Source organism: Baekduia sp., from assembly GCF_035318805.1.
Lineage (GTDB): Bacteria > Actinomycetota > Thermoleophilia > Solirubrobacterales > Solirubrobacteraceae > Baekduia.
On record NZ_DATHDY010000099.1, the window covers coordinates 39,986 to 62,492 of the forward strand.

24 protein-coding genes are annotated in these 22,507 nt (G+C 72.5%); 15 read left to right on the plus strand and 9 right to left on the minus strand.

The window, feature by feature from the left end:
• The first annotated feature begins 2 nt into the window (after positions 1-2).
• From VK501_RS20910 to VK501_RS20925, 4 genes are read left to right on the plus strand one after another with little or no spacing between them, the layout of a single operon-like run.
• Positions 3-1,019, plus strand: coding sequence for an ABC transporter permease (locus tag VK501_RS20910; RefSeq protein WP_324340833.1), 1,017 nt, complete (start codon positions 3-5; stop codon positions 1,017-1,019).
• Positions 1,016-2,158, plus strand: coding sequence for a mandelate racemase/muconate lactonizing enzyme family protein (locus tag VK501_RS20915; protein ID WP_324340835.1), 1,143 nt, complete (start codon positions 1,016-1,018; stop codon positions 2,156-2,158). The genes VK501_RS20910 and VK501_RS20915 overlap by 4 nt, the downstream gene beginning before the upstream one ends.
• Positions 2,159-2,189: 31 nt before the next feature.
• The gene (locus VK501_RS20920; protein ID WP_324340837.1) at positions 2,190-3,284 is read left to right on the plus strand and encodes a Gfo/Idh/MocA family oxidoreductase; all 1,095 of its coding nucleotides are present in this window, start codon (positions 2,190-2,192) and stop codon (positions 3,282-3,284) included.
• The gene (locus VK501_RS20925) at positions 3,281-4,051 is read left to right on the plus strand and encodes an SDR family oxidoreductase (RefSeq protein ID WP_324340839.1); all 771 of its coding nucleotides are present in this window, start codon (positions 3,281-3,283) and stop codon (positions 4,049-4,051) included. The genes VK501_RS20920 and VK501_RS20925 overlap by 4 nt, the downstream gene beginning before the upstream one ends.
• 84 nt (positions 4,052-4,135) lie before the next feature.
• On the opposite strand, the gene VK501_RS20930 is transcribed toward VK501_RS20925, so the two are convergent.
• From VK501_RS20930 to VK501_RS20950, 5 genes are all read right to left on the minus strand, one after another.
• Complete coding sequence (locus VK501_RS20930; RefSeq protein ID WP_324340841.1) at positions 4,136-5,215, minus strand: LacI family DNA-binding transcriptional regulator; 1,080 nt, start codon at positions 5,213-5,215, stop codon at positions 4,136-4,138.
• A gap of 9 nt (positions 5,216-5,224) precedes the next feature.
• Positions 5,225-6,376 carry a mandelate racemase/muconate lactonizing enzyme family protein gene (locus VK501_RS20935; protein WP_324340844.1) on the minus strand — a complete coding sequence of 384 codons (1,152 nt, stop codon included), beginning with the start codon at positions 6,374-6,376 and terminating at the stop codon, positions 5,225-5,227.
• A gap of 97 nt (positions 6,377-6,473) precedes the next feature.
• Positions 6,474-7,502, minus strand: coding sequence for a zinc-binding dehydrogenase (locus tag VK501_RS20940; RefSeq protein ID WP_324340846.1), 1,029 nt, complete (start codon positions 7,500-7,502; stop codon positions 6,474-6,476).
• Positions 7,502-8,212, minus strand: a complete 711-nt coding sequence (locus VK501_RS20945; RefSeq protein ID WP_324340848.1) for an SDR family NAD(P)-dependent oxidoreductase — start codon at positions 8,210-8,212, stop codon at positions 7,502-7,504. The genes VK501_RS20940 and VK501_RS20945 overlap by 1 nt, the downstream gene beginning before the upstream one ends.
• Positions 8,209-9,654, minus strand: a complete 1,446-nt coding sequence (locus tag VK501_RS20950) for a hypothetical protein (RefSeq protein WP_324340850.1) — start codon at positions 9,652-9,654, stop codon at positions 8,209-8,211. The genes VK501_RS20945 and VK501_RS20950 overlap by 4 nt, the downstream gene beginning before the upstream one ends.
• Positions 9,655-9,727: 73 nt before the next feature.
• On the opposite strand from VK501_RS20950, the gene VK501_RS20955 reads away from it, so the two are divergent.
• The 4 genes from VK501_RS20955 to VK501_RS20970 all read left to right on the plus strand — a co-directional run bounded on the left by VK501_RS20955 (position 9,728) and on the right by VK501_RS20970 (position 13,191).
• Positions 9,728-10,594: a sugar phosphate isomerase/epimerase family protein gene (locus VK501_RS20955; protein ID WP_324340853.1), complete on the plus strand. Its 867-nt coding sequence runs from the start codon at positions 9,728-9,730 to the stop codon at positions 10,592-10,594.
• On the plus strand, positions 10,591-11,634 hold the full coding sequence (locus tag VK501_RS20960; protein ID WP_324340855.1) for a hypothetical protein: 1,044 nt from the start codon (positions 10,591-10,593) through the stop codon (positions 11,632-11,634). Before VK501_RS20955 ends, VK501_RS20960 begins: the two co-directional genes overlap by 4 nt.
• 70 nt (positions 11,635-11,704) lie before the next feature.
• Positions 11,705-12,436 carry a metallophosphoesterase family protein gene (locus tag VK501_RS20965; RefSeq protein WP_324340857.1) on the plus strand — a complete coding sequence of 244 codons (732 nt, stop codon included), beginning with the start codon at positions 11,705-11,707 and terminating at the stop codon, positions 12,434-12,436.
• Positions 12,433-13,191: an MIP/aquaporin family protein gene (locus VK501_RS20970; protein WP_324340859.1), complete on the plus strand. Its 759-nt coding sequence runs from the start codon at positions 12,433-12,435 to the stop codon at positions 13,189-13,191. The genes VK501_RS20965 and VK501_RS20970 overlap by 4 nt, the downstream gene beginning before the upstream one ends.
• On the opposite strand, the gene VK501_RS20975 is transcribed toward VK501_RS20970, so the two are convergent.
• Genes VK501_RS20975 through VK501_RS20985 form a run of 3 tightly spaced genes read right to left on the minus strand, consistent with a single transcriptional unit; the run spans position 13,184 to position 16,689 of the window.
• On the minus strand, positions 13,184-13,522 hold the full coding sequence (locus VK501_RS20975) for a plastocyanin/azurin family copper-binding protein (protein WP_324340861.1): 339 nt from the start codon (positions 13,520-13,522) through the stop codon (positions 13,184-13,186). The two genes, VK501_RS20970 and VK501_RS20975, sit on opposite strands and share 8 nt — an antisense overlap.
• Before the next feature lie 51 nt (positions 13,523-13,573).
• A complete protein-coding gene (locus tag VK501_RS20980; RefSeq protein ID WP_324340863.1) occupies positions 13,574-16,162 on the minus strand; it encodes a molybdopterin-dependent oxidoreductase in 2,589 nt (862 codons plus the stop codon).
• The gene (locus VK501_RS20985; protein ID WP_324340865.1) at positions 16,159-16,689 is read right to left on the minus strand and encodes an arsenate reductase (azurin) small subunit; all 531 of its coding nucleotides are present in this window, start codon (positions 16,687-16,689) and stop codon (positions 16,159-16,161) included. Before VK501_RS20985 ends, VK501_RS20980 begins: the two co-directional genes overlap by 4 nt.
• A gap of 188 nt (positions 16,690-16,877) precedes the next feature.
• Here VK501_RS20985 and VK501_RS20990 point away from each other — a divergent pair, with 188 nt between their 5' ends.
• The 3 genes from VK501_RS20990 to VK501_RS21000 all read left to right on the plus strand — a co-directional run bounded on the left by VK501_RS20990 (position 16,878) and on the right by VK501_RS21000 (position 18,599).
• Positions 16,878-17,237 carry a metalloregulator ArsR/SmtB family transcription factor gene (locus VK501_RS20990; protein WP_324340867.1) on the plus strand — a complete coding sequence of 120 codons (360 nt, stop codon included), beginning with the start codon at positions 16,878-16,880 and terminating at the stop codon, positions 17,235-17,237.
• A 119-nt stretch (positions 17,238-17,356) separates the two neighbouring features.
• Positions 17,357-17,626 carry a hypothetical protein gene (locus VK501_RS20995; protein WP_324340868.1) on the plus strand — a complete coding sequence of 90 codons (270 nt, stop codon included), beginning with the start codon at positions 17,357-17,359 and terminating at the stop codon, positions 17,624-17,626.
• 115 nt (positions 17,627-17,741) lie between these two features.
• Entirely contained in the window at positions 17,742-18,599 is an 858-nt protein-coding gene (locus VK501_RS21000; RefSeq protein ID WP_324340870.1) for a DUF5069 domain-containing protein, read from the plus strand.
• Positions 18,600-18,687: 88 nt separating this feature from the next.
• Here VK501_RS21000 and VK501_RS21005 read toward each other — a convergent pair whose 3' ends face one another.
• Positions 18,688-18,891 carry a hypothetical protein gene (locus tag VK501_RS21005; RefSeq protein ID WP_324340872.1) on the minus strand — a complete coding sequence of 68 codons (204 nt, stop codon included), beginning with the start codon at positions 18,889-18,891 and terminating at the stop codon, positions 18,688-18,690.
• Between the two features lie 170 nt (positions 18,892-19,061).
• On the opposite strand from VK501_RS21005, the gene VK501_RS21010 reads away from it, so the two are divergent.
• The 4 genes from VK501_RS21010 (at position 19,062) to VK501_RS21025 (ending at position 22,370) form a co-directional block, all read left to right on the plus strand.
• The gene (locus tag VK501_RS21010; protein WP_324340874.1) at positions 19,062-20,075 is read left to right on the plus strand and encodes a hypothetical protein; all 1,014 of its coding nucleotides are present in this window, start codon (positions 19,062-19,064) and stop codon (positions 20,073-20,075) included.
• A gap of 49 nt (positions 20,076-20,124) precedes the next feature.
• On the plus strand, positions 20,125-21,057 hold the full coding sequence (locus VK501_RS21015; protein WP_324340876.1) for a hypothetical protein: 933 nt from the start codon (positions 20,125-20,127) through the stop codon (positions 21,055-21,057).
• Position 21,058: 1 nt separating this feature from the next.
• Positions 21,059-21,715: a hypothetical protein gene (locus tag VK501_RS21020; RefSeq protein ID WP_324340878.1), complete on the plus strand. Its 657-nt coding sequence runs from the start codon at positions 21,059-21,061 to the stop codon at positions 21,713-21,715.
• A gap of 73 nt (positions 21,716-21,788) precedes the next feature.
• A complete protein-coding gene (locus tag VK501_RS21025; protein WP_324340880.1) occupies positions 21,789-22,370 on the plus strand; it encodes a DedA family protein in 582 nt (193 codons plus the stop codon).
• Positions 22,371-22,507 lie beyond the last annotated feature (137 nt).

Consider the following 22,507-nt stretch of genomic DNA (forward strand, 5'->3'; position numbering starts at 1 on the left):
TGATGAGCGCCGAAGGGGCGACGGAGGCCGGGCGCCAGGCGCCACCCGCCGGGGGAGAAGCGGTGCCGACGCCCGGACGAGCACCCCTGCTCGCGCGGATCCCGGACATCGCGCCGCTGGTGGTGTTGCTGCTGGCGCTCGGGATCTTCTTCGCGATCAAGTCGCCGTTCTTCCTCAACTACGACAACTTCCTCAACGTCCTGACCGCCGCGGCGATCGCGGGCATCATCGCGGCGCCGGCGACGCTGCTGCTGGTGGCCGGCCAGTTCGACCTCTCGGTCGGCTCGGCGCTGACCTTCTGCGGCGTGTTGATGGCCTACGTGGCCGACAAGCACGGGCTGGCGGCCGGCATCGTCGCGGCGATCCTCGGCGGCCTCCTGATCGGGGCGATCAACGGCACGCTGGTCACGGTGGTGGGCGTCAACCCGTTGATCACGACGCTCGGGACGCTCGCGGCGTTCGTCGGCCTGGCGCGCGTCATCGCCGACGGCCAGACGCTGCCCCTCAACGGCTTCGGCGGCCTGGGCACCTCGCGGCCGCTCTTCAACATCCCCCTGCCGGTGATCGTCTTCCTCGTCGTCGTCGGCGTGTTCTACGTCCTGATGCGCTACACGGTCTTCGGACGGGCGATGTACGCGATCGGCGCCAACCCGGTCGCCGCGCGGCTGGCCGGCCTGCGCACCGGGCGCCTGCTGTTCATCTCGTTCCTGCTCTCCGGGCTGTTCGTGGCGCTGGCGGCGCTGATCAACGTCTCGCAGCTCGGCGCGGCGTCCACGAACGCCGGCAACGGGCTCGAGCTGTCGGTCATCACCGCCGTGGTCCTCGGGGGCGCCAGCCTCGCCGGCGGCCGCGGCACGATCATCGGCACGCTCTTCGGGCTCCTCGTCATCGCCGTGCTCAACAACGGCCTGACCCTGCTCAGCGTCAACTCGTTCTGGCAGGACGTGGCCCGCGGCACGCTGCTCATCCTCGCCGTCTCGTTCGACCAGCTGCGGCTGCGCTTCGCGGTCGACACGTGAGCGTCGTCTCCGTCGAGGCGATCCCGGTCGCCTACCCCGAGCCCAACGACGACAACAGCGAGCGGCACCTCTGCCTCGTGCGCGTGCGCGACGACGAGGGCCGCGTGGGGTGGGGGGAGGCGGTCACGATGTGGCCCGAGGCCTCGCAGGCCACGGCCGCGCTCGTCGCGGCCCTCGAGCCGCTGGTCGCCGGGCGCGATCCCCTGCACACCGAGCGGATCTGGCAGGACCTACGCGACCACATGTGGTGGTACGGCGGCGCCGGCATCGCGTCGTTCGCGCTGTCGGCGATCGACCTCGCGCTGTGGGACCTCAAGGGCCAGGTCCTCGAGCGCTCGCTGCTCGACCTCCTGGGGGGGCCGGCGCGCGACCGGCTGCCCGTCGTCGCCAGCGGACACGCCACCAGCCCGTCGATCGCGGTGCTGGCCGAGGAGATCGGTGGCTGGGTCGAGGGCAAGGCGCAGGGCGTCAAGATCGGGTTCGGAAAGCGGGGCGACGCGAACCTGGGCTTCGACCACGACCGCGACGTCGCGTTCGTCGCCGCGGTGCGGGAGGCGATCGGCCCCGACGCCTGGCTGATGATTGACCTCGGCGTCCGCAACCGCTGGACCGTCGCCGAGGCCGTGGAGCGCACGCGCGCCTTCGAGGAGCACGGCCTGCACTGGATCGAAGAGCCGCTGGGCGCCGACGACCCGGAGGGCTACGTGACGCTCAGGGCCAAGACGTCCACGCTGATCGCCTACGGCGAGCGCGAGTGGAGCGTGCGCGGACTCGAGCGCGTCATCCGGTCAGGCACCTGCGACGTCGTGGGGATCGACCCCGGCCGTGCGGAGGGCATCACCGGGTTCCTGCGCGCCGCGCGGATCGCCGAGGCGCAGCGCGTCACCACCAACGCCCACTCGTGGTCCAGCGCGATCGTGCTCGCGGCCAGCCTCGCGGTGTCCTGGGCGCTCCCGTCCTGCCGGCTGCTGGAGAGCAAGCCCCTCGAGAACCCCATGCAGCATGAGCTGGCGGGGGCGTCGGGGTGGAAGCCGAGCGGAGGGTGGTGGCCCGTTCCGGATCGCCCGGGCCTGGGCATCGAGGTTGACGAGGACGTGGTCGAGCGCTTCCGGCTCGGCCGAGCAGAGGGCCGCCGGTGAGCGGCGAACCATCGAGTACGAGGAGCATCGAGTGAGCAAGCTGCGGTTGGGCGTCATCGGCGCGGGATCCTGGGCCGTGTCCTCGCACCTGCCGACGCTGGCCCGGCGCCGCGACGAGCTCGACTTCGTCGGCGTCAGCCGCATCGGCGCCGAGCCGCTGGCGCGCATCCGCCGGGAGTGGGACTTCGCGACGGCCAGCGAGGACTACCGCGACGTCCTCGCCGAGGGCGTGGACGTGGCGCTGATCGCCAGCCCCACCGGCTCGCACTACGAGCACGCCAAGGCGGCGATGGAGTCGGGCGCGCACGTGCTCGTCGAGAAGCCGTTCACCATCGACCCGGCACAGGCCTGGGACCTCGTGGCGACCGCGCAGCGAACCGGACGCCATCTCGTCGTCGTGTTCGGCTGGAACTACCGCCCGATGGTCCGCGCCGCCAAGCGGCTGATGGAGGAGCACGGCATCGGCCGGATCGAGCAGCTCTCGGTGCAGATGGCCTCCGTGACGCGCGAGCTGCTCTCCAACACGGGCGCCTATCCCGACGCGGCGCCGGACACGGTGCCCGAGCAGTCCACGTGGACGGATCCGAGGATCTCCGGTGGCGGCTACGCGCAGGCCCAGCTGAGCCACGCGCTCGGACTGGCGCTGTGGTTCACCGATCTGCGCGCCGCCTCGGTCTTCTCGCTGATGTCCGCGCCGCTCGGCGCGCCCGTGGAGCTCCACGACGCGATCGCGGTGCGCTACGACGAGGGCGCGATCGGCACGGTCTCCGGCGGCTCGTGCCACGAGGGCGCCAACGGCAACAAGCACCAGCTGGAGTTCCGGGCGATCGGTGACGCGGGCCAGCTGCACGTCGACGTCGAGCGTGAGGTCGCGTGGCTGTGGACCGAGCGGGGGCGGATCGACGTCCGCGTACCCGTGCAGGACGGCGACGGCGCCTATGACGCCGAGGGCCCGACGAACGCGATCGTCGACCTCGCCCTCGGCAAGGACACCGACAACAACTCGCCCGGCGAGCTCGCGGCGCGGACGGTCGAGCTGCTCGATGCCGCCTATCGCAGCGCCGCGACGGGCGCGCTCGAGCCGGTCCGCGGCGCGGAGGCGGCGACGGAGGAGGTCCCGGCGTGAGCCTGCCGCTCGGCGCAGGGCTCCAGGACCGCGGCGTGCTCGTCACCGGCGCGACCGGTGGCATCGGCTCTGCGGTGGCTCAGGCCCTGGCGCTGGAGGGCAGCCGCGTCGCCGCGCTGGACCTCCACCAGGACGCGGTCGACGCGCTCGTCGCCGGTTTCGAGCGCCCGGAGCGCCATCTGGCCGTCGCCGGCGACCTCCGGGAGACCCAACGGCTCGACGAGCTCGTCCGTGGCGTGCGGGCGCAGCTCGGGTCGCTCCGTGCCCTGGTGCACGTGGCCGGCGTGCTCGTCCGCCGCCCGGACATCGACGCGGTGACCGAGGACGACTGGGATCTGCAGCACGACGTCAACCTGCGCGCCACCTTCTTCCTGAACCGTGCCGTGGCCCGGGTCATGCAGGAGGACGGCCGCGGCGGGCGGATCATCAACTTCGCCTCCCAGGGCTGGTGGACGGGCGGCTTCGGCGGCTCGACGGCCTACTCGGCCAGCAAGGGCGGGGTCGTGTCCCTCTCGCGGGGGCTGGCCCGGACGCTCGGCCCCGACGGCATCACCGTCAACTGCGTCGCGCCGGGCGCGGTCGACACCCCGATGCTGCGCGACGGGATGGACGGCCCGGCGCTGGAGGCCTTCCGCGATCAGATCCCGCTCGGGCGCTTCGCCCAGCCGGCCGAGCTCGCGCCGACCGTCGTCTTCCTCGCCTCGGACCACGCGTCCTACATCTCCGGCGCGACGATCAACGTCAGCGGCGGCCAGTTGATGTACTAGGGGAACACTGGCCCAGAGGGCCAGGTTCCCTTGCGGGTCTTCGCCCAGGGGGCGAAACCCGCGGCGGGTCAGGGACCAGCGCTCCTAGCCGGCCGTGCGGGCGCGCGGCTTCTTGGCCGCCGCCTTCTTCTTGGGCGCTGCCGGTGGGGCGCAGCTGGCGCGCGCGACGAACTCGGTCGGGAGGACGACCTGCTGGGGCGCGAGCTCCTCGTCGCCGAGATGCTGCAGCAGCAGCTCGGCGCCGCGCCGGCCGATCTCCCGGTTGTCGCGCCGGATGACGGCGATCGGCGGGTCGAACAGCTCGGTCACGGAGATCGCGTCGCAGCTGACCAGCGAGATGTCGCGGCCGACCTTCAGCCGCCGGTCGCGGAGCTCCTCGAGCGTGCCGACGAGCAGCTGGTTGCCGCCGGCGATGATCGCCGTCGCCGCAGGGTCCTCGTCCAGGAGGCGCCGGGTCGCCTCGCGTCCGTGCTCGGAGCCCAGCCGCCCTTCGACGACCGAGTACGTCGCATCCAGGCCACGCTCGCCGTAGGCCTCCTGCAGGCCGATGAGCCGCTCGCGCGAGAACCGCAGCGGCTGACCGAGGATGAGGCCGATCCGGCGATGCCCCAGCTCGAGCAGGTGCGAGACGGCCGCCTTCATCCCCGAGCGGTGGTCCGACAGGACGGCGCTGGCGGCGACCGAGGCCGGAAGGTCGCGGTCGATGAGGACGACGGGCGCCTCCAGGCCCCGCAGCGCGTCGATCGTCTCCCGGTTGTCCTCGGCGGCGAGCGAGAGCAGCAGCCCGTCCACGCGGCGCTGCTGCAGGAGCCGCACGTGGGACGCGTCGAGCGCCGGATCGTTCTCGGAGTTGGTGAGCAGCATGGAGTACCCGGCGGCGCGGAGGGCCGTCTCGGCCCCCATCGCGATGTCGGCCAGCAGCGGGTTGGAGATGTCGCTGACGACGAACCCGACCGACTTGGTCGAGCGCCGGCGCATGCTCTGGGCGAGCATGTCGGGCTGGTAGCCGAGGCGATCCACCGCGGCCATGACCTTGTCGCGCATGGCCGGGCTCACGTCCGGGTGACCGGACAGGACGCGCGAGACCGAGGACAGCGCGACGCCCGCGAGCTCGGCGACCTCGCGGATGGTTGAGCGCGGCGTGCCGCGATGTCCGTTGGCCATGGTGCGATCCTATGCGGCGGTCACGCGGTGATGCTCGACGTAGTCCAGATCGAGCTCCCAGCCGAGCCCGGGCTCGTCGGACAGCGTCATGCGGCCGTCGACGAGCGGCGGGCGATTGGCGACGAGGTTCCACCAGATCGGATCGCGGTCCGGGTGGAAGCACTCGACGAAGCTGCCGTGCGGGATCGAGGCCAGCAGGTGGCTGGAGATCTGGGGCTCCTCGTGGTGCGCCATCTGCACGTCGAACGCCAGCGCCATGGCCGCGACCCGCCGCCACTCGGTGGGGCCGCCGGACCAGGAGGCGTCGAAGTTGCAGAAGTCGACGACGCCGTCGACCATCAGGTCCCGGCAGCCGCCGGCGCTGAACTCGCTCTGGCCCGCGCAGATCCGCACGCCCGCCATGTTGCGGACGTCGCGCATCGCGCGACGGTCGTTGTGCCAGCGGCATGGCTCCTCGAACCAGTAGAGGTCGAGGCCGTCGACGCGCCGGGCGAACTCGATCGCGGCGTCGCGCGTGAAGCCCTGGTTGCCGTCCGCGGCCAGGATGAAGTCGGGGCCGGCGGCTTCGCGTGCCTGGCGAAAGCGGTCGGCGTCGGTCGCCGGGTCCAGCCCGCCGACCTTGAACTTCATGCCCGCCAGCCCGCGCTCCTGCAGGTCGACGACCTCTTCGGCGATGCTGACCGGGCTGTCGTAGTAGCCGCCGATCGAGATCATCGGCAGCTCGTTGCGGTAGCCGCCCCAGAGCCGCCACAGCGGCTGGTTCAGCGCCTTGCCGATCGCGTCCCAGAGCGCGCTGTCGACGCAGGCGCACGCCACGAGGCCGAGCCGGCGGTCGCGGAGGATGTCGAAGGTCGCGGGGCGGGCCAGCTCCCAGCACCGCTCGATGGCCATGGCGTCGGCGCCGATGAGCTTGGGGGCGATCTCGTCGCGGATGATCGCCTCGATCTCCAGCAGGCCGGCGTCCTCGTCCCCCGCGTAGGCCTCGCCGACGATGCCCTCCTCGGTGTACACCCGGGTCACGATCGTTGAGCGGTGTGTCATCCGGTAGTGGCTGCCGCGGTACTCGCGCCCGAGCGGCACGCGCAGCGCGACCGTCTCGACCCTCGCGATCGTCAGCGTGGTGGACGCCGGAGTGGAGGCGGTCCGGTCAAGGGAAGTCACGTGGGAAGGGTCTCCTGCAGAGGATCGATAACGGTACCGGGAACGTTTCCAGTCTATGGCTCGGGGCGCGATGAAGTCAAGGATCGAGCCCCGACGCTCAGGTCCGGTCGGGACGCAGCACGCTGCGCAGGCCGCGACCGGCGCGCAGGTCGTCGAAGGCCGCGTTGACCTCCGCCAGCGGCCGCTGCGCAGAGACGAGATGGTCGACGCGCACCTGGCCGTCGGCGTGCAGCCGGAGCACGGCGGCGATGTCGCGCGCGGTGAAGCCGCGCGATCCCAGGACCGAGAGCTCGCGCCAGATGACGTCGGTCGAGCGCACCGCGAAGGGCTCGGTCGCCGCGCCGATCAACACGATCCGCCCGCCCGGGCCGGCCACCGCGACGGCGAGCGCGTCGACCGCGGGAGAGCCGACGCACTGCACGACGACGTCGTAGCCGTCCGGCGCGGCGGCCCGCAGCGCCGCGGCCTCGTCCACGCCGGGCCCGAGGGCGACGGTGGCGGCGGCCCCGAGCTCCTGCGCCAGGCGAAGCTTCCCGGCTCCGCGCGAGGCGGCGACCACGTGGGCCCCCAGGCTGCGGGCCAGCTGCACCGCGTTGCTGCCGATGCCACCGATCCCGAGCACGAGGACGGTGTCACCGGCCTGCACCCGGGCGACGCGAACGAGGGCGTGGTACGGCGTCGCGACGGCGTCGGTGAGGACCGCGAGCTCCTCCGGCGCGATCGGCGCCGGCGGTCGGATGAGCGTGTGGGCCGGGCGCACGACGTACTCGGCGAACGCGCCGTCGACGTCGACGCCCATGCGCTTCAGGGCCGGGTCGAGCTGCTCACGGCCCGCGCGGGCCCAGCGGCCCTCGGGGTCCGCGTCGATGTAGTACAGCGCCACCTGCTCGCCCACGACCCAGCCGGTCACGCCCTCGCCCAGGGCGTCGACGACGCCGGCCGCCTCGTGACCCGGAACGACGGGGAGCTTCTCGGCGCCGAAGCCGCCCTTCTGCAGGAAGAGGTCGGACCCGCAGACCCCGCAGGCCTGCACGCGCACGCGGACCGTCCCGGGGCCCGGCTCCGGGACCGGACGCTCGACGAGCTCCAACGCGCGATCGACGCCGGGAAGCACGGCGGCGAGCATCAGTGGACGAGGAAGCCGCCGTTGATGTCGACGACCTCGCCGGTGATGTACCCGGCGTGCGCCGAGGAGAGATAGGCGATGAGGTCGGCGATGTCCTCGGGCGTGCCGAGACGGCCGAGCGGGATGAGCTTCTCCATGCCCTCGCCCTGCTCGTCCATCATGGCCGTGTCGATGAGCGTCGGCGCGACCGCGTTGGCGAGCACGCCGGTCGAGGCGTACTCGTTGGCGATCGACTTGGCGAGGCACATCACGCCGGCCTTGGAGGCCGCGTAGGCCGCGCAGTTGTTCTTGCCGCCGTTGATGCCCGCGCTGGACCCGACGACGACGACGCGGCCGTAGCCGCCGGCGACCATGTGCGGAAGGGCCCGCTGCGCGCAGAGAAACGGTCCGGTCAGGTTCACGTCCAGCGAGCGCTGCCACTGCGCGAGCGTCGTGGTCGCGAACGGCTCGACGACGAAGATCCCCGCGTTGAGGACGAGCAGCTCGACCGGTCCGAGCTCTGCCTCGACCTGCGTGAACGCCGCGTCGACCGCGGCCTGATCGGTGACGTCGGCGGCGACGCCGAGGACCGCGTCGACCTCCGGCTCGCGGAGGTCGAGCCCCGCGACGCGCGCGCCCAGGGCGGCGAAGGTCTCCGCCGTCTTGCGGCCGATGCCCTGCGCCGCGCCGGTGACCAGCGCGACGCGACCCTCGAACCCGTCCAGCTTCATGTCCCGTTCCTGTCTGTCGTGATGACGCAGCCGACGCCGAGGTGCCGCGCGACGGCCGCCACTGCGGCGCCGGCGTGCCCGGTCGTCGCGGCGCTGTGATGGTTGACGCCCGCACGGACCCAGCGCGTCCACGCCGCGCCCACGGACTCGTCGCCGGCGAAGCGAAACGCCGCGTGCGCCGTCCCGGTCTCGATGAGCGCCCGTGGCACGAACGCGCCCTCGGCGACGATGAAGCGAAAGCCGCTCGGCTCGTCGCCGTGCGGGGTGAAGGCCACGAGCGACGCGGGGCCGGGCGCGGGGGCGAAGCAGGCGCACGCGCCGCAGCGCGCGTCGCCGGCCCACCACGCGTTGCGCAGCAGCCGCGGGCGCGTCGCCGGATCGGCGAGCGCGAGGTCGTGCTCGCCGGAGTTGGCCAGCAGCGCCTCGCCGCGCTCGTGGTCGAGCGCCTCGATCTCGTGGTAGAGGCCGGGCAGGCCCAGACGCTTGAGGACGAGCATCGCGACGGCCGTCACGGCGTCGCCGGCGCAGGTCCACGGAACGCCCCGCGACGTCTCGCGCCCGAGCGCGAAGCACGGTGTGATCCCGGGCTCGTCGCGGGCGAAGCGCAGCTCGTTCACGTGGCAGTTCATCGCGCCGGCGTCGATCTGCAGTTCGTCGTCGAGGACGGCCAGCGCGGCCGCGAACCGCATCGACCGGTCGAAGCCGTCGCCCTCGAGGCCGCGGTCGACGTCGAACGCGTCGCGCGTCTCGGTCGCGATCGCACGGGCGTCGGAGCGCTCGGCGCCGAGGTAGGCATCGCGCACCCGCGACGGCGCGACGTCGACGACCGTGATGCCCGTCGCCGCACGCAACGTCTCGGCGTCGACCGTGACGCAGTCGTAGCCGTCGATGGGGCGGCCGACGCGCAGCAGCCGCGCGCCGCGGAGGCTGCCGGCCGCGGCGGCGGCGGCGACCGCCGCCCGGGCGGCCGAGGGGTCTGCGTCGAGCATCGCGAGCACCACGTCGTGGCGCCGGCCGGTCCGGGCGAGGACGTTGGTGAGCTGCGGTGCGCCGACCGTCGCCCCCTGTGCGGTGATGTCGGCGTGGCCGAGACCGTCGACGCCGGAGCGGCGCGTGGCGACCAGGATCACCAGCGGCACGCCGGGCACGGCGTCGATCGCCGCCAGCACGTACGCGGGCGGCGCGCACATCGACTGGACCACCACGACCGCGTCGGGCGGGTCGGCGCGCAGCCGGCGCCCTGCCTCCTCGCCGGCCTCCTGCGAGTCGACGAGCCACGGGCCGCCGGCCTCCGGGCCGTCCCCGCCCACCAGCCGCTCGGTGACCTCCGCGGCGAGCTGGCGGCGGTCGGCGCGGAGGTCGAAGCCGACGGTGTGCTCGAAGAAGCTCCAGTACGGGGCCAGCACCTCGACCCGCCGCCCGGATGGTGCACCTCGCGCCATGCTCGGGTACACTACTGGAAACGTTTCTTGGACCGGACGGCCGCGCCTGTCGCGGCAAGGGGGAAGACCGCGGATGCAGCTGGCGAGTGCCGATTTCTCATGGCCGGGACTGCGGCCGGAGTTCGTGCTGGACCTGATCTCCGAGTTGGACGTCGAGGGCGTGTCGCTCGCGTTCTTCGGCGGGTTCACGGCGCGAACCCCGCAGGACGTCGCCGTCGACCCCGAGCAGCGCGCCGAAGCGCTGGCCGCTGAGCTGGCCGCTCGCTCCCTGGCGGCCGCCGACGTCTTCTTCGTGCCCTCGGCGGACCTGGTCGGCGGCGCCGTGAACCATCCCGACGCGTCCGAGCGCGAGATCGGCGACGAGCTCTTCGCGTCCTTCGTGCGCTTCGCCCGGCGCCTCGGGGTCAGCGGCATCACGATGCTTCCCGGCCTGGTCTTCGGCGGTGAGTCGTCCGACCGCGCGCTGGCGCGCTCCGCCGAGGGACTCGCGCGGCGGGTCGACGTCGCTCGGGAGCACGGGTTGCGGGCCTCCGTGGAGCCGCACATCGTCAGCACCGCGCCCTACGCCGGGTCGGTGATCGACACCCCCGCCCGCGTGGCGGCGCTGCTCGACCGCGTCCCCGGCCTCGAGCTGACGTTGGACTACGGCCACTTCAACGTCCAGGGCATCCCCGATCGCGAGGTCGAGCCGCTCGTCGCCCACGCGCGGCACTTTCACATGCGCGGCGGGGCGCGCGGTCTGGTCCAGACGCGCTTCGAGGACAACGTGACGGACTTCGGACGGGTGCTGGACGTCCTCGCCGAGACGGGCTACGACGGATGGGTCGAGATCGAGTACGTCCACGACGCCCGGCCGGGCTGCACCAACTGCGACAACCTGCAGGAGATCTCGAAGTTCCGGGACTTCGTCCGCGCCCACGAGCAGGCGGCGGACCGGTGACCGCACGCCAGGGCATCTCCGGCGGGATCGCGGCTCCGACGACGCGCCTGAGCTGGTCGGACTCGTTGGGCAAGCGGATCCGCGACGGAGGCCCGGCCGCGCTCGCCGTCTCCACCGTCGAGCGCATCGAGGCCGCGATCGACGCGCAGCAGTGGGAGGTGGCCGCGCAGCTGGTCGACTACTTCATGGAGGAGGCCAAGGTCTGCCACCTCGTCTACACGACGTGGGTCGAGGGCTTCGAGGGCTGGCTGCGCCAGCAGGGCGTGACGGCGGCGGAGCTGGCCGCCGAGCGCGAGCGGCTCGACCTGCTGCTGCGCTTCGACGACGGCGCGCCGTTCGAGCCGCACGTCCGGTGGACGCGCGTGGGGGAGCGCGCGGGTGGCCTCGGCAACGACCTGCGCGGGATGCAGGCCGGCGCCGGCGAGGCCCACGCGCGGGTGGCGGCGCTCGCGGTCGCGTGGCGGGACCTGCATGATCGCTGGGCCGATCTCCAGGCGGGCCTGATGGGGTTCGTCGCCGCCCGGTTCGGCGAGGCGGCGATCGGTGAGTGCTACCGGGCGGTGCTCGAGCCGTTCCTGCAGGAGCGCTATCGGCCGTTCGACGTGCGCCAGACGCCGTACGACCAGACCGTGGAGCGCAACCTGTACCTCGCGTTCGAGGCGATGCGCGCCCATCTCGTGGGCCCCGACCGGCTCGGCAACATGCAGGTGACCGAGCACGAGGACCGGTGGGTGATCGCGTTCGATCCGTGCGGCTCCGGCGGCCGGCAGACGCGCAACGGCGGGTTCGCCGGCACCGGGTTCACCGAGGAGCGCCACGACTGGGCCTGGAACCAGGAAGGCGTATGCCATTACTGCGCGCACTGCTGCCTGACCAACGAGCTCTGGGCCGTGGAGCAATGGGGCGCGCCGGTGCGCGTCACCCAGCCACCGTTGCGCGACGACCCCCAACGCCCGTGCACCTGGACGATCTACAAGACCGCCGAGGCGGTGCCGGCGTGGGCCTACGAGCGGATCGGGCGGGAGAAGCCGGCGGGCTAGGCGAGCCACGGTGAACGTCAGGTGAACCGGTTGCAGTGACGATTGTCGATGGAGTAGCGTCCCGCTCTCCATGCATCACCATGCCGGCCCCGTCGCCGTCATCACCGACATCCACGGCAACCTGCCCGCACTGCAGGCCGCGCTGGCCCGCATCGACGAGCTCGGCATCGACGAGATCTACTGCGGCGGCGACCTCGTCGGCTACGGGCCGCGCCCCAACGAGGTCTGCGCGCTGATCGAGGACCGTGGCATCCCGACGATCTACGGCAACTACGACTACGCGATCGCCCGTGACCTGGACGACTGCGGCTGCGCGTACATCACCGCGCACGATCGAGAGCTCGGTCAGCGGTCGGTCGTCTGGACGCTGGCCAACACCGGCCGGCGGTCCAAGGACTTCATGAAGGATCTGCCGTTCGACCTGCACTTCGGTCTCGGCGAGCAGCACGTCCATCTCGTTCACGGCTCGCCGCGCAAGGTCAACGAATACCTCTTCGAGGACAAGCCGGCCTCGCTCTACGAGCGCCTCGCCGGCAACGAGGACGACGACGTCCTCGTCTTCGGCCACACCCACAAGCCATGGGTGCACGATTTCGGTGGGGTGCGGTTCGTCAACTGCGGCTCGGTCGGCAAGCCCAAGGATGGCGACCCGCGCGGCGCCTTCGCGATCCTCACCGCCGGTGCCGGCGGGGTCGAGGTCACGATCGAGCGCGTGGAATACGACGCCGGCGCGGTCGCCGCCGAGGTCCGTGAGGCCGGACTCCCGGGCGAGTTCGCCGACAAGCTCCTCGTCGCGGCGTGAGCGCCCGTCCCGACCTCGCCCGTCGGCTGCTGGCCGAGCTCCTGGGCTCGGCGCTGCTGGCCGCCGTCGTCGTCGGCTCGGGCATCGCCGCCCAGCGGCTGTCGCCGGACGACACCGGCCTGCAGCTGCTCGAGAACGCCGCCGCGACGGCCACCGGCCTGTTCGCGATCATCCTCATGTTCGGCCCGGTCTCCGGCGCGCACTTCAACCCGGTGGTCTCGCTGGTCGACGCGGCCTTCGGCGGCCTGCCGTTCCGCGATGCGCTGGCCTACGTCCCGGCCCAGGTGGTCGGCTGCATCGGCGGCGCCGTCCTCGCCAACGGCATGTTCGCCGAGGCCGCCATCAGCATCTCGACCACCCATCGCGCGACCGGTGCCCATCTGCTCGCCGAGGTCGTCGCCACCGCCGGCCTGTTGTTGGTGATCTTCTCGCTGGCCCGCACGGGACGTGGCGCGACCGCGCCCGCCGCCGTCGGCGCGTACATCGGCGCGGCGTACTTCTTCACCAGCTCGACCAGCTTCGCCAACCCCGCCATCAGCATCGGGCGCATGTTCTCCGACACCTTCGCCGGCATCGCGCCCGCCTCGGTACCCGCGTACGTCGCAGCGCAGCTCGTCGGCGGCGCCGGCGCGATCCTGCTGATCCGGGCGCTCCATCCGGACGTGACGCCGGCTGAGGCCGCCGACGTCGTCGTACCGCACGACGGCCGGCCGCAGACGGCGCCGTCGAGCACCTCGGGAGGGCTCGTCAGCTGACCTTGAAGTTGCCCTTCATCCCGGCGGCCGCGTGGCCGGGCACGGTGCAGAGGTAGGAGTAGGTGCCCTTCTTGAGGTTGACGGTCAGCGTGGCGCTCTTGCCGCGCTTGATCTTCGGCGTCGCCCTGCCGGCGATCTTGAAGTCGTGGTCGATCGTCCCGGCGTTCTTGACCGTGAAGGTCACGCTGCCGTGCCTGGCGCTGGTGGGGCGCAGGGCGAACTTGAACTCCTTGGCGGACACCGAGACGCTGGCCTTCGCGGCGTGTGCCGGACGTTGCGAGGCGCCGACGGCGATCGGCGCAGCCGCAGCGGCGGTGAGGGCGAGGGTCACGGGCACCAGGACGTATGGACGCTGCACGAGGTCTCCTCGTTCGGTCGTGGGTCAGCCGCCGGGCGGCACGGCGACGGAGACGAACTCCTTGGCCTTGGAGTCGGGGTTGCCGGCGGAGCCGGGGGCGGTGATGGCGTGGCCCTCACGGGCCTTCAGGGAGTACGCCGGCGCCTTGGCGGCCGTGATCGGCGCGCGGTCGATCTTGCGCAGGGCGGCGCGGGCGTTCTTGAAGAACGCGCCGTTGGACTTCTGCTGGCCCTCGGCGCCGCCGGCGACCAGGTTGTTGGCGTAGTACTGCGGCATCCCGAACTTGTCCTTGTCCGTGTAGCCCTGCCAGCCGAAGATGGCCGAGATCAACCCCGGCTGGACGTCGTCGGAGACGTTGACGACACCTTCGGTGCGCGAGAACTGGTTGCGCACCTCGGCCCAGTCTCCGTCCTTGAGCCCGGCGTTCTTGGCGTCCTTGGGGTGGATGACCAGCTCCATGTAGGGCTGGCTGTGGGCCGACAGGTCGTGCAGGTAGCGGAACGTGTAGCCCGACTGCCACACGGTCTGGTAGCGGATCGTCGTGACGAAGAACGGGTACTGCCTGTTGGGCTTGACCGCCTCGGGGAGGAACGCGAGCGGGTCGGCGTCGGTCCACTGCTGGTCGTGCGCGACGAACCGCGCCTTGCCGTCGTCGGTGGCGAACTTGTCGGTGTACATCCGCTCGGTGCCGACGAGCGTGTTGCCCTGACGGGTGATCGGCTCCTGGATGCCGTTGGTGCCCAAGGCGGCGAGCTGTGCCGGTGTGACCTGGTCGATGCCGACCGCCCTGCCCTCCGCGGTCTGGCGCATCGCGTTGAAGACGTCGTCCCACGAGCTGAAGTTGTACTCGTTGGCGTCGACGAGTCCGTGTCGCTGCGCGAGTGCCTGGCCGATCCGGGTGAAGATGAGGTACTCGGGCAGCACCTCCCCGGGGGCGTCGTAGAACTGCTGGTTGACGCGCAGCCGACGCTCGAGGTTCTCGCGCGTGTAGGTGTACTCGCCCCAGGCGGCTGCGGGGAGGACGACGTCGGCGATCTTGGTCGTGTCCTGCGGCCGCATGTTGACGTCGACGATGAACGGCACCTTCTGGGCGAACTCCGTCAGCTGGTGTGACTGCTGCTGCATGCGCAGCGGGTTGGCGACCGCGAAGATCAACAGGCCGATCGTGCCCTTCTGGAGCTCCTGCCAGAGGTTGCGCCGGTCGTCGCCCGGCGCGGGGTGCGGCCAGTCGAAGTCGTACATGTAGGCGCTCTGGTGGCCACCCTGGCGGCCGAAGACCTGGCCGGGCCGGCCGATGCTGCCCAGCAGCAGGGCGAGGTTGGCGTAGGAGTTCATCACCGCCTCGTTCTGCGTGCCCGACCAGATGACGCCCTTCTCGAACAGGATCGACGTCTTGTGCGGCGCGCCGAGCAGCGCCGCGGCGGCGCGCACCGTCTTCGCCGGGATGCCCGTGACCTTCTCGGTGTTCTCGGGCTTGTACTTGTCCTGCGAGACGGTCGCGACCAGCTGCTGGTGGCTGGCGGGATCGACGCGTGCGTCGATGAACGCCTGATCCTGCTTGCCGGTGGCGAGGATGGCGTTCATCAGCGAGTTGACCAGCACCACGTCGGTGTTGGGCTTGAGCTGGAGGTGCACGCCGCCCGTGTCCGTCGCGTTCTTGGCGGAGACCGTGCGTCGCGGGTCGATGACGACCTGCTTGTGCTTCTTGGAGAAGATCCGGTTGTAGAGGACGGTCCCGGTCACGTAGCTGTTGGCGCCCGACAACAGCACCGTGTCGGCCGTCTCGAAGTCCTTGTAGGAGTACAACAGCGTGTTCGCCGAGCCGAAGTTCGCGGCGATGCTGGGGTGCTCGGAGTTCCACTTCGGGCGGTTGTGGATAGCCCGCACCGCGACGCCGGCGTCGGTGCCCAGCGCCGGGTTGTAGAGCCCTCTTGGTGACGGGGCGAAGAACAGCTTGGTCGTCGCGAAGTTCATCTCCGGCGACAGATGGTCGGCCGCCCACAGCCCGATCGACGACGGGCCGCCCGTGTCGAGCTGGGCCTTGATCTGGTCGGCGACGCGGTTGAGCGCCTCGTCCCAGCTGACTCGGCGCAGCGGGTCGCCGCGCTTGTCGCGCATCTGCGGGTACAGGTTGCGTTCGGTCGGGTCGCTCAGCGGATGCTTGCGCTTGGTGTAGACCGTCAGCGCGTTGGTGCCCCCACGTGGCGAGTGGTCGCCCTTGTTGACGACGCAGTCCTTGTCCGGGACCACCGCGATGTAGCTGTCCTTGCCGCCGACGCTGCCACGTGTGACGAACGTGGGGGAGACCCAGTCGCCCAACGGCCCGGCCGGCGGGGACGTGCCCTGCGGCGTGTTCTTGACCGGCCAGGTGTAGATCTTGTAGCCGCAGCCGACGTTGCAGTACTGACAGGCTGAGGTGTGGACCTTGGCGTTCTTGGGCGGAACAGGCAGCTGCTTCTGGCCGAGGAACAGCGCCATCGCCTCGTCGCGCTGCGCCTGCGTCGCGCCGATCGCGTCGCCCGGAGCCAGGAACGCCGGAAGCGAAAGAGCGCCCGCACCGGCGAGTCCGGCATCGATTGCCTGCCGGCGGTTGAGACGGGGCTCGTCGGTCATGACGTCACCTTCCTGCCGGGCGCGAGGTTCGTGCGATAACCGTAGATCAGTCCGTCCACACCCACCGCGTAGACGGCGCCGTTGCGCACCTGGAGCAGGACCCGCGGCAGCGCGCGGGTCGCGACGCCCTGCACGATCGAGGAGAGCCGCTCGGCGTCGTAGCGCGACTGATGGCACGGGCAGACGAACTCGCGCAGCGACCGGCTGTAGACCACCGGACAGCCCATGTGCTGGCACAACGTGCTGAACGCGACGATGCTCCGCTTGGGCCCCACGCCGCCGGGAACCTTGTGCCCCATGTCGACCAGCGCGTTGGGCTGGTCCTTCAACGGATACATGAAGCTCACAGGCCGGTTGACGCGCAGCCCCTTGAGGGAGGCGACGCGCAGGCGCGGATAGCTGCGCTGCGCGGCGGCGGCGGGCTCGGTGTCGATCCCCACTGCCGCGCCGGCCGTAGCGGCGGCCCCGGCGGCCAGCAGCTGCCGACGTGAAAGACGCGAGCTCTGGCCTTCGGAGGTGGCGCTCACGGCGCCCCCTTTCCCTTCAGGACTCGCGCGGCACCGGCGACACAACACCGGGTCGCGCACGCCCGGATGGCAGAAAACCCAACCTTCACCAGACCTTCACCGCGACCGTACATGCCGTCGATCGCATACGTCAACGCGGGCATTTCGGAGCATTGGCCACCGAGGGTCTCGGCGCGTACGATCGCTGCATGCCTTCGGCTCAGCCCACTCCGCTGCCGATGGTCCAGCCACCGGCGATCACCCTTCCCGGCGACACGACCCTCGAGGTCCTGCGCGCGCTGGCGCACCCACTGCGCCTCGAGCTCGTCGCCCACGTGGCGGCCCGCGGACCGCTGTGCTCCTGCCACCTCGAGGCCGACATCGACGCCTCCCAGCCCCAGATCTCCAAGCACCTCGGGGTGTTGCATCGGGCGGGGCTGCTCGAACGCCGCCGCGAGGGGCGGTGGGTCTACTTCAGCATCAACGAGGAAGCGCTCGACGCGGCCGGGGGGTTCGTCGAGGAGCTCAAGGCGTCGATGCACCGGCCACACCTGGCCGATCGCTGCTAGGTCGGCGAGCAAGCGCCCCGATGGCCAGGTGAGACAGGCCGGTCGGACAGCGCTCGGAACCATCGTCGCGTGCGAACATCTGAGCATTGTCATCCCCAGCAGTGTTGGAGGTAGTAGGAATGGAGATCCGTCTGGACGGCCGAGCGCGACTGGAGGGTGACTTCGCGACCGGTCTGCGGACCTTGCCCGCCAGCGTCCAGCGCGGAACCTTCGCCACCGGCGCCGGCGACGCGAACACGCCCCGCGTGGTCGGCGACTTCGCCACCGGCGCGCGGCTGCGCGGCGACGAGCCGCTGCCCACGGGCGATTTCGCGACGGGCGCACGCGGGCGTCCGAGCGAGCCGGCGCGGCGCGACCCGTCGCCGGGCCACGAGCGCCTGGCCGCCTGAGGCTGTCCGGCCGTCAGCGGGCTCAGGGAGAAGTGCGTCGAGGTAGCACCGCGTGGGCAGGCCGGTCGCGAACACCATCCGTGGTCCGGCCACCGCGGCGGTTAGCGTTCGGTCGATGCCCGACCTGCGCCCGATGGACGCCACCCTCGACGGCTACGCGTGGCTGCCGCGGATGATCGACAAATCGCGCGCGGCCCGTGCGGGCACGCTCGGTGACGCCGTGCACCCGTGCCCGGTGGACCGGCGCTGCCTGGCGCTGCTGGGGATCGACGTGGAGACGTTCGGCGCCGTCGTCGCGCGGGCGGCCGGCGACGCCGAGGTGCTGGCGGGATTGCGCGCCGCCGGGATCGTGTCGGCCGAGGCGGCGTGGTTCGACGCGCCGGCCTGGGAGGACGCGCTGCAGGAGATGGTCTGGCGCTCGGACGGCGAGACGATCAGCGACCGCGCCGCTCGCAACGTGATGATCCTGCACGCCGGCGACGCGGTGACGGTGACCTGGTCGAGGTACTCCAGCGGCGAGCGCGGGCCAGATCTGCATCTGCACCGCGAGCACACCGACGCGTTCTATGTGCTGAGCGGCGCGCTGCGATTCGCCTTGGGCCCGGAGGGCGAGCGGGTCGTGCGGGCGCCGGCCGGGACGTTCGTGTCCGCGCCGCCCGGCGTCGCGCACAGCTTCATGAACGACGAGGCCGGCGACGCGACGTGGCTGAACGTCCACACGCCGGACGCCGGCTTCGCGGCGTTCCTGCGCGGCGCGCGCGACGGGCGGGCCATGCCGCTCGACTCCTTCGACGTCCCGGCCGAGACCGGCGGCGACGGCGGACGGCCCGCCGCGGAGGTGGTCGTCGTGGCGCCCGGCGCCGACGACGGCCTGTCGTACGACGGCCCGGATCTGCACGTGGTCGCCGACCGGTTCCGCGTGGACGTCGTCGTGCGCGGCGCCGCGGCGCCCGTGTCCTACTGCCGGATCTAGGGGAACACCGGCCCAGAGGGCCAGGTTCCCTGCGGGTCTTCGCCCAGGGGGCGAAACCCGTGCCGGGTCAGGGACCCATTCGGGACCGCTAATCGTGCGCCCGCAGGCGTTCCGGCAGGGGCGCGAGGTACTGCCGCCCGCGCCGGTGCTGAGGTGCGTTGCTCGGGGTCGTCTTCTCCGGGCGAGACGGCGGTGCGTCATCGACCGCGGGCTGGAGGAGGGCGAGCAGGATGGCGCGCTGGCGCATGGTGACGGCGTGCCCGGCAGACCACATGTGGTTGAGCGGTTGCATCGCCCGACACTCGCCGACGCCGCCGGGGACTGTCCATCCCCAGAAATGCCTACCTGCGGACGGTTCATCGCGTCGTGCAGGCGGTTCGCCACGGGAGCCTGGCGCGTCGCCGCTCGGGAAGCGGTCGTCCGTACAGGAGTCGTTCAGGTTCTGCTGGCTATCTCCCAGTGGTGCTCGTGCCGGCCAAAGGCAACGCCGCGTTGCGGCGGACGCCGTCGGCCCGGGCGGCCATGCCGGCCATCGCGATCGTTGCCGCGGTCGTGGCCGGCCTGTCGCTGCTGGCGGGCCAGTCGCTGCGCTTCGATCCGCATGGGTGGCTGCGCTGGGGCCGCGAGATCGGCCTCGGCGACGGACCGTTCGACACCTCCGGATATCCGTCGTGGAAGCCGCTGCCGCTGCTGCTCGCCGTGCCGCTGGCGGCGACCGGTCCTGCGGCGCCCGTCCTGTGGCTCGTCGCGCTGCGCACCGCAGGACTCCTCGCGCTCGCCCTCGTGCACCGCCTCACCGCCCGCTCGGCCGGGCCGCTGGCCGGCGCGGTCGCGGTGGGCCTGCTGGCCGTGACGCCCGGGTGGTGGCCGACCCTGCTGGGCGGCGGCATCGAGCCGGCGATCGTCGCGCTGGGCTGCGCTGCCGTCGCGGCCCACCAGGCGCGCCGCCCGGGTGCCGCGCTCGGCCTCCTGGCGGTGATGGCCCTCGGCCGGGAGGAGGCCCTGCTCCTCCTGCTCGCCTACGGGATCGCGCTCCACCGTCGCGGCCAGCGATGGCCGCTGCTGGCGGCGGCGCTGTCGATCGTGGTCGCCGCCCTGTGGCTGGGCGGCGATTGGCTGGGCTCGGGCGATCCGCTGCACGGCGGCGAGCTCGCCAAGGCCGCCGGCGCGGGCGCGCCGCCGGCGCACCTGCACGGGATCGGCCTCGTGGCCGCGCTGCTGGTGGGGCCGCCCCTGCTGGCGCTCGTCGTGCTCGGCGCGACGACCGCGTGGCGCGCCGGCGACCGCCTCACGGCCGCGCTGGCCGCGGCCGCCGCCGGCTGGACGGCGATGGACCTCGTCATGGTCGGTCTCGGCTATCCGTTGCCACCGCGCTTCCTGCTGCCGGCCGCCGCCGCGTCCGCGGCGGCGGCAGGCGTCGGCGCGGCGGCGCTGGACCGGCGCGTCCGAGCTCGGCGGACAGCGACGGCCCGGTGAGGTCGGCACCGCGTCCGAGGTCGCCCGGCCGGGCAGGACCAACCAGACGATGAGAACCCGGACGAAGCTCGCGGGCGGCGTGGCGGTGGCCGCTGTCGCCGTGGCCGGGGCCGTGGCGATCCTCGGCGGTGGCGACACCGTGAGTGACGTCGCCGCCCCGCTCGGGCTGACCGAGCACGGGCCGTTCCGGATCAGGCTGAGCGGACCGTTGTGGAACGATCGGACGCTGCGCGACCAGGACGGCTCGCGCGACCTCGCCTACCTCACCCGCGACGAGCCCCTCACGATCGCCGTCGAGGGACGTGACGGCGCGCGCATCGCGTCGATCGGCCTGCGCGTCGAAGGCGCCGCGCGCCAGGTCCTCGACGCCTGCCGGGGCGCGACCTGCCCGACCGCGGCGACCGTCACCGCGCACCCGGCGCTGCAGCGGCTGGGTCACGGTTCGCACCACCTCACCGTCGACGTGCGCGGGCCGCAGGCCGACCAGCGCGCCGGCGTGCGCATGGAGCTGACCGTCGGCCCTCGTCTGCCGCCCGTCCGCGAAGGCGACCCGGTCCCGGCCACCGCGGCGCCGCCGCCGCCGACCGCGTATTCAGCGGACCTGGGGCGCCGCGTCCGGGCGCTCGTCGGCCGCGAGCAGCGTGTCGGCGTCCTGCGCGGCGTCCTCGGCGCGACGGCGCCGATCTTCGTGCAGATCGGGGAGCTCGGCCTGGGCGGCCGGGGCGTCGGTGTGACGGCGCTGCTGGAGCTGGCCGCGCCGCGGCGCAACGTGCGCGCCACCGTCCCCGGCTATCTGGCGACCGCCGCCGGCTACCGCCTCCAGTCGGTGTCGTTCACCGCCGTCGAGCTCCGGGACCTGCTCGTCGACCTCGACCTGCGGGGCGGCCGCGTGATCGCCGCCGAGCCCGGTCCCGCGTCGCAGACCTCGCGCTGGGATCCCGATCAGGCCCCCACGCCGACGGGTGCCGGGGACGAGGACTGACGTGCGCGGGATCGTCGCCCTGCCGGCCCTGATCGCCGCCGTCGCCGCGGGCGCGCTGCCCGCCGCGGCCGATGCGCCGCGGCGACCGCCCACCCTGATCCGGCTGTCGGACGCCGGCCCGGCGTTCCTGGACTACGACGGCACGCCCGACCTCAGCGCCGCAGGACGCGACTGGACGGTGTCGATGATCTTCGCCGGCCACGCGAGCATCCGGAAGGTCAAGGCGGCGCTGCGCACGGTCGGCTTCACCCGCCCGGGACACGCGCGGTACCTCGCCTACCGCACGGCCGACGGAACGCTGCGCTTCGACAGCGACCGCGGGCTCAAGACGCGGTGCGCGGCCGACGGGACCGACGTCCACGTGCGGCTCTACGCCCCGACGGCGACCGACCGCTTCGTCGATCCCCGGTACGGCAGCGTGGTGGTCGGGACCACCCATCTCGATCGCGCCGACGGATGCTCGACGCCGCCCCAGCTGTTCGGGTTCTCCGAGGAGGCCGAGCGCCGGATCGCCGACACCGTCGCCCGGCGGCTGGGATGGCGGGTGCAGCGCAACCACCTCGCGCTGGGAAACCGCGAGCCGTACCGGCGCGACGTCACCGACAGCGCGCACGTCTGGTGGAACGACGGGCGAGCGACGCTCGTGGTGGTTCCCTGACCTCGCCGGCCGGCGCAGGTGGCGTTGACACCGTGCTCATCTGACGCTCATCCGCAACCGCCATCCTGCAGCCATGCTCCTTCCCGTTCCCGCCCAGATCGGCTATCCGGCGCTCGGAGCGCTCATCCTCGGTGAGTCCGCGGGCCTTCCGCTCCCCGGCGAGACGGCGCTGATCACGGCCGGCGGCCTGGTCAGCGGCGGCCACATGGCGCTGCCGCTGATCATCCTCGTGGCGGCGATCGCGGCGATCGTCGGCGACACCGTGGGCTACTGGGTCGGCCGCCGCGGCGGACGGGCGGTCCTGGTCCGCGACGGGTTCGGCGCGACCCATCGCCGTCACGCCGTGGAGCGTGCGGACAGGTTCTTCGCCGGCTACGGGACCGCCACGGTCTTCTTCGGGCGCTGGGTGCCCGGCGTCCGGGTGGTCGCGGCGCTGATGGCGGGTGCCACCAACATGCCCTGGCGACGGTTCGCCGTCGCCAACGCGGCAGGCGCGTTCGCCTGGGCGGCGACCATCGCGACGCTGGCGATGCTCGCCGGGCCGACCGGTTCGCTCGCGCTGGCCGCCGGCGGCCTCACGCTCGGCGCGATCACCCTGGGACTCGGGTGGTGGAGGCACCGCCGGACGCTCCGGCCGGCCGCCACGCAGGCCTAGATGGGTTGTTCCACGAGGCGGTCCCGTCGATGGCTGGTCCGGGCGGATGCCTGAGGTCGCACGATCTCGCAGCCGATCCTGGTCGGATCGGCAAGGGATCGGGTGGCCTCAGGCGCCGGCCGGGCCGGTCAGCGGCG